General features: G+C 46.4%; 10 protein-coding genes. 4 read left to right on the top strand and 6 right to left on the bottom strand.

The genetic code is table 11. From position 1 onward, the window contains the following. Nucleotides 1–67: 67 nt before the first annotated feature. A complete protein-coding gene (locus L5M10_RS00745) occupies nucleotides 68–1,867 on the bottom strand; it encodes an assimilatory sulfite reductase (NADPH) flavoprotein subunit (protein ID WP_263161555.1) in 1,800 nt (599 codons plus the stop codon). 419 nt (nucleotides 1,868–2,286) lie between these two features. Here L5M10_RS00745 and L5M10_RS00740 point away from each other — a divergent pair, with 419 nt between their 5' ends. The 3 genes from L5M10_RS00740 (at nucleotide 2,287) to L5M10_RS00730 (ending at nucleotide 5,911) form a co-directional block, all read left to right on the top strand. Continuing rightward, the gene (locus L5M10_RS00740; RefSeq protein ID WP_263146441.1) at nucleotides 2,287–3,813 is read left to right on the top strand and encodes a Re/Si-specific NAD(P)(+) transhydrogenase subunit alpha; all 1,527 of its coding nucleotides are present in this window, start codon (nucleotides 2,287–2,289) and stop codon (nucleotides 3,811–3,813) included. Between the two features lie 11 nt (nucleotides 3,814–3,824). Beyond that, a complete protein-coding gene (pntB, locus tag L5M10_RS00735) occupies nucleotides 3,825–5,309 on the top strand; it encodes a Re/Si-specific NAD(P)(+) transhydrogenase subunit beta (protein WP_263146443.1) in 1,485 nt (494 codons plus the stop codon). A gap of 221 nt (nucleotides 5,310–5,530) precedes the next feature. Next, nucleotides 5,531–5,911: a hypothetical protein gene (locus tag L5M10_RS00730; protein WP_263146445.1), complete on the top strand. Its 381-nt coding sequence runs from the start codon at nucleotides 5,531–5,533 to the stop codon at nucleotides 5,909–5,911. Between the two features lie 253 nt (nucleotides 5,912–6,164). Here the strand turns inward: L5M10_RS00730 and L5M10_RS00725 are convergent, their stop codons facing one another. The 4 genes from L5M10_RS00725 to hldE form a co-directional block, all read right to left on the bottom strand. Further along, a complete protein-coding gene (locus tag L5M10_RS00725; protein WP_105251573.1) occupies nucleotides 6,165–6,749 on the bottom strand; it encodes a hypothetical protein in 585 nt (194 codons plus the stop codon). A gap of 168 nt (nucleotides 6,750–6,917) precedes the next feature. Beyond that, nucleotides 6,918–7,397 carry a TetR family transcriptional regulator gene (locus L5M10_RS00720; RefSeq protein WP_006082899.1) on the bottom strand — a complete coding sequence of 160 codons (480 nt, stop codon included), beginning with the start codon at nucleotides 7,395–7,397 and terminating at the stop codon, nucleotides 6,918–6,920. A gap of 151 nt (nucleotides 7,398–7,548) precedes the next feature. Continuing rightward, on the bottom strand, nucleotides 7,549–8,376 hold the full coding sequence (locus L5M10_RS00715) for a hypothetical protein (protein ID WP_263146449.1): 828 nt from the start codon (nucleotides 8,374–8,376) through the stop codon (nucleotides 7,549–7,551). Then, nucleotides 8,373–9,803, bottom strand: a complete 1,431-nt coding sequence (gene hldE / locus L5M10_RS00710; protein ID WP_113939015.1) for a bifunctional D-glycero-beta-D-manno-heptose-7-phosphate kinase/D-glycero-beta-D-manno-heptose 1-phosphate adenylyltransferase HldE — start codon at nucleotides 9,801–9,803, stop codon at nucleotides 8,373–8,375. The genes L5M10_RS00715 and hldE overlap by 4 nt, the downstream gene beginning before the upstream one ends. Nucleotides 9,804–9,906: 103 nt before the next feature. Between hldE and L5M10_RS00705 the strand changes: the two genes are divergently transcribed. Next, nucleotides 9,907–10,833, top strand: coding sequence for an LpxL/LpxP family Kdo(2)-lipid IV(A) lauroyl/palmitoleoyl acyltransferase (locus tag L5M10_RS00705; RefSeq protein WP_263146454.1), 927 nt, complete (start codon nucleotides 9,907–9,909; stop codon nucleotides 10,831–10,833). 91 nt (nucleotides 10,834–10,924) lie between these two features. Here L5M10_RS00705 and L5M10_RS00700 read toward each other — a convergent pair whose 3' ends face one another. Then, nucleotides 10,925–12,655: a potassium/proton antiporter gene (locus L5M10_RS00700; protein ID WP_131524280.1), complete on the bottom strand. Its 1,731-nt coding sequence runs from the start codon at nucleotides 12,653–12,655 to the stop codon at nucleotides 10,925–10,927. Nucleotides 12,656–13,121: the final 466 nt, after the last annotated feature.

Raw genomic sequence — 13,121 nt, 5'->3', positions numbered from 1 at the left:
TGCACAGGTCATCACGTGTGCAGCTTTAGCTATTCTTATGCGTTTCTTATCTGCGCAACGGTTGAGATTAATACACGTCTTTTTGGTAACGTTTATCGCTGCGCAGGGTTTCAAAATAGGCTTCGGCAGCTTCGGTATTCAAACCACCGACTTCGACTGCCACCTCAATCAAGGCTTGGTGAACATCTTTCGCCATACGTTCAGCATCACCACAAATATAAAGATGCGCGCCATTTTGCAACCATTGCCACAGGGCTTGGCCTTGTTCTTTAATGCGGTGCTGCACATAAATCTTATGGGCTTGATCGCGGGAGAACGCCACGTCGATACGGCTGAGATCGCCATTTTTCAAATACTGTTGCCACTCAGTTTGATACAAGAAATCCTGCTCAAAGTGAGGATTGCCGAAGAATAACCAGCTATCGCCTTGAATACCTTGGGCGACGCGCTCCTGCATAAAGGCACGGAACGGCGCAACACCTGTACCAGGGCCCACCATGATCACCGGTGTTTCTGGATTTTCAGGTAAACGGAAATGCTTGTTCGACTCAACATAAACCTTAACTTGCGTGCCTTCCTGCGCAGATGCTAAGAAGTGTGACGCACCGCCAAAACGTGCTGAGCCATGGCGCTCATCTTCCACTAAGGCCACAGTTAAGTGGACTTCTGTTTCAACTTCGCTTTGACTTGAGGCGATAGAGTAAAGTCTTGGCGTTAATGGACGCAGTAGCTCAAGCAGTTTTGCTGCATTTAAGGTTACTGAGTTATTTGATAATGGATACTGAGTAACTAAATCGACAAATTGATGCTTAAGGATAAAGTGGCGCACTTGTTCTTTATCTTCGCTCAATGCCAGCAGTTCTGCGCTGCCGCTCAATTCGGCCCAGGCTTTGACTAATCCAGGGTATAACTGGGTTAATTCTTTCTTATCGACCAAAGCCTGCTTAAGAGATAAGGATTCAGTACCAAGTGTCACTAACTCATCGGCGGCTAATGACAAACCCGCTAAGACTTCATCGACTAACACTTCGTTATTACTAAACCACACACCAAGGGCATCGCCCGCTTGATAGGTTAAGCCTGAGTCGCCAAGGTCGATTTCAACATGGCGCACATCTCGGTCTGATCCACGGCCGGTAATTTTTTGGCTCACAAGCACTTCGGCGCTATAGGGGTTTTGCTTAGTAAATTCACTTTCGCCAATCGCTTTAGCGGTGCCGATGGATACCACACTGGCGGACGAGGTTTCAATTAGCGGCTTAACGGCCTCTAATACATCGGCGTGCCACTGGCCAGCGGCAGTTTCATAATCCACATCACATTCAATTAAAGGTAACAGTGATTTAGCACCGAGTGCCGCTAGGCGGGCATCGAAGTCTTTACCGGTTTGGCAGAAAAATTCATAGCTAGAATCCCCCAGCGCAAGCACAGAGTAATGTAGATTGTCTAACTTAGGGGCACGTTTCGATGCTAAAAACTTGTGTAATTCAATCGCATCATCCGGCGCTTCACCTTCACCATGGGTGCTGACCACCAATAACAGCACAGCTTCTTGCTTTAATTGGCGAACATTGTATTCGCCCATTGAAGCCAGATTGACCGCATAACCTTGCGCTTGCGCCTTATCGGCGAGCGCTTTGGCGACACCACGGCCATTACCCGTTTGGCTGCCATAGAGAATCGTCACAGTTTGAGCCGTTTGCGCCTGCGCGACGGGCGCTAATTGGCCCGCATTGGCTGTAGCAGCAAGATAGCCACTCACCCAGGCCAATTGCACAGCACTTAACTCAGAAGTGAGTTGTTTTAGCTTCTCGACTTGTCCTTGAGACAATGGCGAAGCCAGCGATGAAAGTTCTTTTAACAACATGAGACGGCCCTATGACAGTGTAATGTCCACAAGCTTATCGCGGTTTAAGAAAAGCAAAAAAGAATAAAATAGGATTTTTAATTCCATTTTGGAATATACAAAGTGCAAAATTTAAGCTACAAAAGTGTGCACTGGTTAAAAGTTTTTGATCCGACCAGTGCAGAAACGGCCTGCTTGAGAAATATGCACTTGTGCCAAGCTAAAGTATTGCCACAATGGTCATGAGCCTGTCGAACAATAATTTCTGTTGCCCACAGAATAGTTTGTTTTAAAAACAAAAAGTGTCCATCCTAGATTGAATGCCCTAACTGACTCGAATCACCCGCCGAATAAACGCTGGTGACGACAGATTTTGCAGTTGAGTACGATGAAGGAAGAACAGCAGGCGGAACGATTATATAAACCATCAGGGAGTAGTCATGCAGATTGGAATACCGAGAGAAAGTCTCGCCGGTGAAACTAGGGTCGCCGCGACCCCAGCCACCGTTGAGCAGCTTAAAAAACTCGGCTTTGAAGTTGTTATTGAGGCCAATGCGGGTCAACTGTCAAGTTTCGATGATGCAGCTTTTGAAGCTGCGGGCGCGAAGGTGACAACAAACGTTTGGCAAGCCGATCTGATCTTTAAGGTCAATGCGCCAAGCGACGCCGAAATTGAACAAATCAAAGACGGGGCGACTATCGTCAGCTTTATTTGGCCCGCACAAAACCCTGAGCTGGTTGCGAAGTTATCTAAACGTAAGATCAACGTGATGGCAATGGACATGGTGCCACGCATCTCCCGCGCCCAGTCACTTGATGCCCTCTCCTCTATGGCAAACATTGGTGGATATCGCGCCGTTGTTGAAGCCGCACATCAATTTGGCCGTTTCTTTACTGGCCAAATTACCGCTGCTGGTAAAGTACCGCCCGCCAAAGTGTTAGTCATTGGTGCTGGTGTAGCTGGCCTTGCCGCCATTGGTACAGCAGGATCGCTTGGCGCCATAGTGCGCGCCTTCGATACCCGCTTAGAAGTGGCCGAGCAAATCGAATCTATGGGCGGCCAATTCCTTAAACTGGATTTTGGTAACGAGGAAGGTGGTTCATCGGACGGTTATGCTAAAACCATGTCGGATGAATTTATTGCCGCCGAAATGGCGCTGTTTGCTGAGCAAGCCAAAGAAGTCGATATCATCATCACTACGGCGCTGATCCCTGGTCGTCCTGCGCCTAAGCTCATCACCAAAACCATGGTCGATAGCATGAAGAGCGGCTCAGTGATCGTCGATTTAGCCGCTGCGACGGGTGGTAACTGCGAATACACGCAATCGGGTGAGCTGTTTGTTACTCCTAACGGCGTAAAAGTGATTGGTTATACCGACCTTCCAGGTCGTCTACCGGCGCAATCCTCACAGCTTTACGGCACTAACTTAGTCAACCTGATGAAGTTAATGTGTAAAGAAAAGGACGGCACAGCCAGCATCAACTTTGATGATGTAGTCATGCGCAATATGACAGTGATTAAAGAAGGTGAAGTGACCTTCCCGCCACCACCGATTTCTGTTTCTGCGGCGCCAGCAAAACCAGCGGCGAAAATCGAGCCGAAAAATACCACTCCGAAGGCACCATCTAAGCTCAAATACGTGCTCGCCGCCTTAGGCGTTGCAGGGTTTGCTGCCGTGGCATCGGTAGCACCACCAGAGTTCCTGTCGCATTTCACAGTATTCTTGCTGTCCTGCGTTGTTGGCTATTACGTGGTATGGAACGTATCCCACTCACTGCATACACCTTTAATGTCAGTCACTAACGCGATTTCGGGCATTATCGTGGTCGGCGCCCTACTGCAAATCGGTCAGGGTTCAACTTTGGTCACTGTACTGGCGTTTATCGCCGTGCTGATCGCCAGTATTAACATCTTCGGTGGCTTTACCGTCACTCAGCGCATGCTGAAGATGTTCCGTAAGGATTAAGGGGGTTTAACGTGTCTCAAGGACTGGTAACAGCAGCTTACATTATTGCCGCCATTCTCTTCATCTTCAGTCTCGCGGGACTGTCGAAGCAAGAGACGGCAAAACACGGCAATTTATTCGGTATCTTAGGTATGGCAATCGCCCTACTGGCTACCATTTTCAACCCCGATACTAACGGAATTGCGTGGATCTTAATCGCTATGGTGATTGGCGGCGCGATTGGTATCCGTTTAGCACTAAAAGTCGAAATGACTGAAATGCCAGAACTGGTTGCTATATTGCACAGCTTTGTGGGTATGGCCGCGGTATTAGTGGGTTTCAACAGCTTTATCGACTTACACCCACAGGAAGTATCACAAGTCGTGGTGGCAGTCGGTGGTGATATCAATACGACCCTCGCCGCAGTACAAGATGCGTTGAGTGAAGCGGTGAAGACCGCCAGCAAAGAGCACCTCACTGGCGCTATGCTTAAAATTCACTTGGTCGAAGTCTTCCTCGGGATCTTCATCGGTGCGGTGACCTTTACGGGTTCTATCGTTGCCTTTTGTAAGTTACGCGGACTGATTTCATCTAAACCTCTGATGCTGCCACATCGCCACAAGCTAAACCTAGTCGCAGTGCTAGTGTCTTTCGCCCTGTTGGTATACTTCGTACAGACAGGCGGCACTATGCCAGCACTGCTGTTGATGACCTTGATTGCCTTCGCCTTTGGCTGGCATTTAGTCGCATCCATTGGCGGCGCGGATATGCCAGTGGTGGTGTCTATGCTGAACTCCTACTCAGGTTGGGCAGCGGCAGCAGCAGGCTTTATGTTGTCGAACGACCTCTTGATTGTGGTCGGCGCGTTAGTGGGTTCATCGGGTGCTATTCTGTCTTACATCATGTGTAAGGCCATGAATCGCTCATTTATTTCAGTTATCGCGGGTGGCTTTGGCACAGATGGAGTGGCCTCGACTGCCGATGAAGAAATGGGTGAATACCGTGAAACCAACGCCGAAGATGTGGCGGATATGCTGAAAAATGCCACTTCAGTCATCATCACTCCGGGTTACGGTATGGCAGTGGCGCAAGCGCAATATCCTGTTGCGGAAATCACTCAAAAACTACGTGATCGCGGCGTGAAAGTGCGTTTTGGTATCCATCCAGTTGCTGGTCGATTACCAGGCCATATGAACGTACTGCTCGCTGAAGCGAAAGTCCCCTACGATATCGTGCTCGAAATGGACGAAATCAATGAAGACTTTAAAGACACAGATGTCGTGCTCGTTATCGGCGCCAACGACACGGTTAACCCCGCGGCAATGGAAGATCCAGGCAGTCCAATCGCAGGTATGCCAGTGCTGGAAGTGTGGAAAGCACAAAACGTGATTGGCTTTAAACGTTCGATGAACACAGGTTATGCCGGCGTGCAAAACCCACTGTTCTTCAAAGAAAATACCCAAATGCTGTTTGGGGATGCTAAGGCCAGTGTTGAAGCCATTTTAAAGGCACTTTGAGTTTGATTTAATATCAACAGAGTAGAAATCGTTTAGGCGATAAACACTATTCTAAAGAAATGAAGGGAGCCAATGGCTCCCTTTCTTTTCACATTTTTTTAAGCCTATTAAGCTAGTCTCTGCGCCAATATGATGCGAGGCTTATCTGCCCACAATGCTGATATGCTTAATGTAAACTAAAACACTAAGTTAAATCTAAAGCTGGTTTAAGGAAATAATAAATGTTGCTTGGGCTGTTTATCCTGTCTGCCGTATTAATCAAAACCTCATTACTCGGGCTTGGCTGGATATCGATTACCATCGGCCTGAGTGGGTACCTATTTTGTCGATGGTTTAATATCAAGTTAGATATCAAACTGACTGATAAATTTAAACGACTCTTTATCACTGGCGCGGCTCTACATCTTCTCGTCTATATCGGCTTAATCACTAAGCTTTTCCTTATCGACAGCTTTGAAGACTTGCCCACATTCCTAATAAGTCACTTAGTCTTCCACCACGCAATCTGTGCCGTGATTGCTGCCGCATTAACCTTCTTGGCTATTCGCATCTATCTACAACAGCAAAAATTAACTCAAGCCTATCGACAGGAATTAAGCTAACTCAAGCCTATCGACAGGAATTAAGCTAACTCAAGCCTATCGACAGGAATTAAGCTAACTCAACATGGTTTTGATGACAAATACCGACGGAGAAAATCTGACTAGATTCATCGTTAGCTTAAGTGCCATAAAATAATGGGGACTAAAGCAGATCATGCAGAAGTGTTGTCAGCAACACAGAATTCATCAATGGATTCAAACATCAGGGATAAGAATGACCCCTGATGTTTGGGGGGAGCTAAGCCAAGATACGTTAGTCGACGGCAATATCGTTATCTTTAAGCTCTTTTGACAGGGTTTCATAATTCGTTTTGAGTTTTGGCAAAGTATCTTCTTTGATTTTACTCAATACATTTTGCAACTGATCCTTACCGTAAGAAACGCTATAGTGACGGGTTTCAATATTACTAATGATCTTCTCAGACTCTAAATACAAACGACGAATATCAGACAAAATATCACTCGGTGTTTCTAGCGCATTGGCAGAATAGCGCATGTTATCCCAGACAAATAATCCCATCTGCGGATGCATTTTCACTAAACTATTACTACTCACAGTCTCAACTGTGTCAGCGTAATGACTCAAGATTTCAACATTGTCACTCACTTCGTCATATAGGGCATGACGCAGATGATAGTTATTCTGCATATTGCTCAGGGCATCAAATTTAATTGCCTGTGACAACCCTTCTTGCGCGGCTAAGTACACGCCAACAACAGTCGCAATGATTATAAAAATCTGACTCACCCAAAAACTGGTTTTGATAAGCTCAGTGTTATCAAGCTTAATGGCGCGTTTAGGCATATCTGCCTCATTAGAGATGGGTGTCATGTCCATATGTTTTATCCTGTCAAATCAAGAGTACAAAGCAATATCACTAACTTAAATCATTATTGAGTGGTCATCCTACACTATTGGGGTATGACTTACCTCAGTACAAATCACGATTTTTACCCACAAAAAAGGAGCCATCTGGCTCCATTTTTATATTCATTGGTCAGTCTATTATGCTGCTTTTGCCACATCAAAATTGGATAGCAACATCACAGCTGTACGGCCTAATAGGTGGTTGATCGTGCGATCGCCCGCTAAGCCTAACTCAGCAATCGCTTGCTGACGCGCTGTACTCACCGCTCTAAAGAGGGTAATTTCATTATTCGCACCACCACAAAGACTAAAGAACAGTCTTAATACTGCGCGGTAATGCTCTTCCTGCATTGCCTGCATCCAGGATGTTTCCAATGCCTCTTGGCTAGAAAAATCCAGCGCAGCAACAAATAGATTGCCGATACGACTATCTAAACGAACAAGAAAATCGCTTTTGCGTGGAAAATGGTGACTAATACCTGTGCGACTAATACCCGTTGCTTCAGATAACGTAGTATAAGACATAGTCTCAAAGCCGATAGTCAAAATTTGTCTTAACGCTTCATCCATAATTTGATTTATGGTTTGCTCAGTTTGTACTCGCGAGCGCTTAGCCATAGTAATGTCTCCCCTCTTATTTTTAGGGGGAAAGCTTACCAAAGCCGCTCAGGGATTACTGCTGTTCACTGGGCCGTAACCAGCGTATTTCACTTTTGTTCAGCTAGGGTTCAGTTTAAAACAGGCTTCACCACAGATTTAATTAACACATTCATAACATTGAATTTTGTACCAACCAGTTATGTGCTTTTTCTTCGCCCATGAGTAAAACGAACGTCGGTTGGAGATAGTGTCCAAGATCAGCTTTTCGCCAAAATAGATATTCAGGAAGGGGTTGCAATACACTCGCGCCAAAAGTGCGTTGCATTAAGCTCGAATACTCACCTAATAATCTCGGCTCTAATTGCTCGGCTTTAGGGTAAAAATTCGTTAAAAAGTCCCGATACTCGGCAAATTTAGCCACTTGAGCAACATCGTATCGATGCAACACTTGTATCAACATTGGCGAACTCCAATGTGACAAGTATTGCGGGCTTGTTAATGCATCAAGATTGCGTCTGTGGTATTGCTGCCACGCCAAGGCAAAATCATTTTTCTCCCGTGCGATACGCCAAACCAAATAAATGTCAGCTAGCCATTCATGTTGATATGCACTCAAGTGAGTCGGTAACACAGAGCCTTGCAGAGCAAGGTTCTCCAAATGACCGAGCTCATGCCATAGGGTTAATTGCGGCTGTTCAAGCAAAGGTAATTGGTAGGTCACCATATCGACACTGGCTAACTGTACTTGCGGTGTCCGCTGCTCATTCACTAAGACTAGGCCCGCAATTTTATTGTCATCGACGGGCATGACCATGGCACTTCTGCGGCCTAAATCAAGCCTAAATTGTTCGAGTGTTGCAGGAAGCTGCACCAACACTTGCTCTGGCAATAATGCCAAGCAAGTACCAAGCTCTGGTAAAGGGCAAATCAAAGCCTGCTTATCGGCAATGGGCGTCCAAGTCAGGCTAGATGCGAATGCCAGAGCGACTAAGCTCACTGATTCGCCATGATATTTTGTATAATCGCTGTCGTTGAAATGCCATCCTCAAAGCCCAGCACTTGAACTTGGCCACCGGCGGCAATCACTTCAGCGCCACCAGCAATATCCTCAAGCTTATAATCACCACCTTTGACCAGCAGATTTGGCAGCAATCGAGTAATGATGCGCTGCGGCGTATCTTCACTAAAAGGCACAACCCAATCAACAGAAGCTAAGCCAGCGAGCACAGCCATACGACGATCAACCTGATTAACTGGACGGCCTTCACCCTTGAGGCGTTTAACCGAGGCATCATCGTTTACCGCGACGATCAAACGATCGCCCAAAGCTTTCGCCTGTTTAAGATAGCTCACGTGGCCCGCATGTAAAATATCAAAGCAACCATTAGTCATCACCACACGTTCACCGCGTAGTTTGGCTTGCTCTAAGGCGTAGGCCAGTTGATCTTCACTCACCACCCCAAAACCCGATTCTCCATGGTGCAAAGCTAGGGCTTCAATAAGCTCAATGCGGCTCACGGTAGAAGTGCCAAGTTTACCTACCACAACGCCAGCGGCGGTGTTCGCAATTGCGCAAGCCTGCGGTAAATCGGCGCCCGCGGCTAATGAGGTTGCTAAGGCTGAAATCACAGTATCGCCAGCCCCCGTCACATCATAGACTTCACGGGCAACGGTAGGAATGTGCAACTCAGGCGCATTAGCGGTCACTAAGGTCATGCCCTTTTCAGAGCGGGTGACTAAAATGGCATCAAAATGATGTTGCTTGAGTAAGCCACGGGCTTTTTCCAGCAGGTCGGCTTCAGAGGTCACAGTGCCAACAACGGCTTCAAACTCGCTCATATTTGGGGTAATTAGCGACGCGCCATGATAACGACCAAAGTCACTGCCCTTAGGATCGACTAATACCATCACACCTTTCGAACGCGCTAATGCAATAAAATCTCGCGGCTGATCGATAGCGCCCTTTGCATAGTCGGACAACACCACAACATCGACAGAATCGAGTAAGGCCTCGGATTGTTTCAATAAACGTACGCTATCGGCCTTGTCGAAGGCTTCTTCGAAATCGAGGCGGATAAGCTGCTGATTACGTGATAACACCCGCAGCTTAGTGATGGTTGGTTTATCAGTAATACTTAACCATTGGGGTTCAACCCCTAAAGTTTGCACACCGAGCGTTAGGGCATGGGCAGTATCGTCTTGACCGACGAGCCCGGCAAGTTGGACTTGCCCCCCTAAGGTCGCGATATTGAGCGCCACGTTGGCCGCGCCGCCGGGTCTGTCTTCGACTTGATTAATCTTCACCACAGGTACGGGGGCTTCAGGGGAGATACGTCCCGTAGGGCCAACCCAATAGCGGTCTAACATCACATCGCCGACGACTAACACTCTGGCTTTTTCAAATGCAGGCAGAGAAACCTTCATAGTGCTCTTATCTTTATGCAGAAATTAAACCGTGATTGTACCTAATTTTCAGCAAAAATTGAGTTAGAATGAGCAGTAATTTTCAAAAGTAGTGAGTATTTTTGTGGTCGAGAAAGCCGAGTTTTCATCTTCTTTATATCATCCTAAGCATTGGCCCATGTGGTTTGGCGTATTTTTGATGCGTTTAACTCAGCTTCTACCGCTTCCTTGGCAGATGACGCTGGGTAAGGGATTGGGTCGCTTAGTGATGAAATTCGCAGCTGGCCGCACCCACACAGCGCGCCGTAACTTGACCCTCTGTTTCCCTGAAATGACGGAAACACAGCGAGAAGATTTACTCACGCGTAACTTTGAAGAAACGGGCAAAGCCATTTTCGATACCATCAATGCATGGTGGTGGTCCGATGAAAAAGTGCAGCAGCACATGAGCATCACAGGCAAAGAACACGTACAAGACACGTTAAATGCTGGCCACGGCGTGATCCTCTTTGCCGTGCATTGTTTACCGCTGGAAATGGGCGCACGTATCTTCGGCCAATTCCAACCCGGCGTGGGGGTTTATCGCCCACACAATAATCCTGTGATGGAATACCTGCAGGTCAAAGGCCGTTTACGCTCGAATAAAGGTCTTGTTTCTAAACGCGACTTGCGCCAAATGATACGCTGCCTACGCAATCCCGATGTGATTTGGTACACGGCCGATCAAGACTTTGGCCGTTCCAGTGCGGTATTTATCCCATTTTATGCCATGCCAGATGCGGCAACGATTACCGGTGCCACCACGTTAGCTAAACTCGGCAAAGCCAAAGTCCTGCCTTTTTTTGTGGAACGTACTACAGATGATAAAGGCTATCGAATTGAAGTGATGCCACCGCTAGATAATTTCCCCGGCGAAGATGAATTAGCCGACGCGATTCGCGGTAACAAGATTATCGAATCCATCATAGATAAAAACCGCGCCCAATATATGTGGTTACATCGCCGCTTTAAGACCCGTCCCGACCCAACGGACAAATCTTTATATCAATAAGCTCAATTAGCTTTGAATACAAAAATGCCAGCAAATAAGCTGGCATTTTTTATGGTGACTTTCGATAGTAAGGACCATCTAGCACATAGGATTAGAGCGCATTCTCAGTCGGTAAACGAATACCTACGTTAGTGACTTTACCTTCATACAACCCCGCCACCACCCAATGCAACGACTGCCAGTGGAACTGATCCCCAAGTACAGGATTGGCGCCAAGCTGAGATACCACAAGGTCTGCGACTGTCATATCATCAGCGAGATTATCTAAACTCAAACCATAAATAGGCGCGAGATCCGCAAGCTTAACGTCAGTTTCAATAAAGAAATCACCGAAGAATCGTTGTACTTCTTTATTTTCTGGCGCTTGGCTAAAGAGGTTACTCAAGGCTTCTAAACTTTTCTCCTGACCCAGCACACAGAGTATATCGCCCGCCTCGAGACGAGTGCTACCCGATGGATGCAGCAAAGTGTCATCCCTAAATACCGCCGCAATCCGTGTCCCATCTGGCATAGCTAAGCGCTTTAGCGGCTCACCAATACACCACTTACTTTCACTCAAACGATAGACAAACACTTCCCATTCGCTGCTCGGGTAAATTTCAACTCCCGAGCGCGAAACGGGTAACGGCTTTGGGGGCAGTTCCACCTTAGCTAAACGCGCTGCAGTGGTCAAAGATGCACCTTGAACCAGCAACGACACTAATACAACGAAGAAGGCTAAGTTGAAGTACAACTGAGCACCCGGTAAGCCCGCCATCATAGGGAATACTGCTAAGATGATAGGCACAGCGCCGCGTAACCCCACCCAAGAAATAAACCAGCGGTCGCGGCTGCTAAAGCTCTTAAACGGCAATAAACTGATCCATACGGCGACAGGGCGAGCAAATAAAATCATTCCGAATGCCAGAGCAAAACCTGGGATCATGATATCGACTAAATCTGAAGGGGTAAGCAATAACCCTAATACGAGGAACATGCCGATTTGACTGACCCAAGTCATACCATCCAGTACGTTCAAAATCGCATGACGGCCACGGGTTGGCTTATTGCCGAGGAACAGACCCACTAAGTAAATCGACAGAATACCGCTACCACCCAGTTTGTTGGATGCAGCATAAATAATCAGACCACCGCTTAAAACTAAAATAGAGTACAGACCATCAGCTAACTTGCTTAAATTGACGAGCTTCCACAGCATCCAGCCGCCGCCTAAACCTAAACAGATCCCCAGACCAAATTGCTTTATAAAGCTAATAAGCATAAAGCTGAAGGACAACTCACTGTCGACATTGGCAAGAATGGCAATCAAGGTTACGGTTAAGAATACCGCCATAGGATCGTTACTGCCGGACTCAATTTCTAAGGTCGCACCAACCCGCTCGTTAAGGCTACGCCCTTTAAGCAAGGAAAATACCGCGGCGGCATCGGTCGAGCCCACAATCGCGCCCACCAGCAAACCTTGCAACCAATGCAAGTCGAACAACCATGCGGCCATCATGCCAGTAATACTGGTCGTAATGGCAACGCCAAAGGTCGCCAACGATAATGCAGGCCATAGCGCCACCCTAAAACTGGCAACGCGGGTGCGCATACCGCCATCGAGTAAAATAATCGCTAAGGCTAAGTTACTGACTAAATAGGAAGTTGAATAATCATCAAACTGGATTCCACCAACGCCATCTTCGCCAGCCAAAATACCCACAGCGAGGAAAATCAATAAAATAGGGATGCCCAAACGGGAAGACATAGGACTAAGTAAAACACTCACTGCTGTAAGCAAGGCGCCAATCAGAAAAAAACTATTGATGGAATCTGCATCCACAAACGCCTCCTTAATACAGGTTGTTTAGTTAAACGATAGACAAATCACCGAGGTTAAAAATGACTCAACTCACAATTTTATGATTTTATATTAGCACAAAAATATCGAATTATTGGAGCGTTAAATATTAAATTTCAATCATCTACATAAAAAATGTCATAAAACCAACTTTCTATTAACCTTTAGATAAAGGCGAACGTAAAACCTAAAGGATAGCAGAACATCTCCACATGACTTAATAAGAATTAAAAGAAATAAATATCAAATAGTTAAAAATAACAAACTGAACGTAAACTCAAATCATTCAAGCAAAACTCAGCTCACAAACCTGCATAAACTAACGGTATCATAGCCAATTTAGTGCCAGATAAAATAATGTCGTATAAAAGGTGAATATTTGAACATTATTCTTAAGCTAATTGTTTTAACTCCATTTATTTGCCAATGAGATGATTTAAACTCACTT

The sequence above is a fragment of the Shewanella sp. SM32 genome, assembly GCF_025654235.1.
In the GTDB taxonomy this organism is placed as follows: Bacteria; Pseudomonadota; Gammaproteobacteria; order Enterobacterales; family Shewanellaceae; genus Shewanella; species Shewanella oncorhynchi.
Note: the sequence above shows the minus strand (reverse complement) of the source record. Positions and strands in the feature narration are given on the sequence as shown.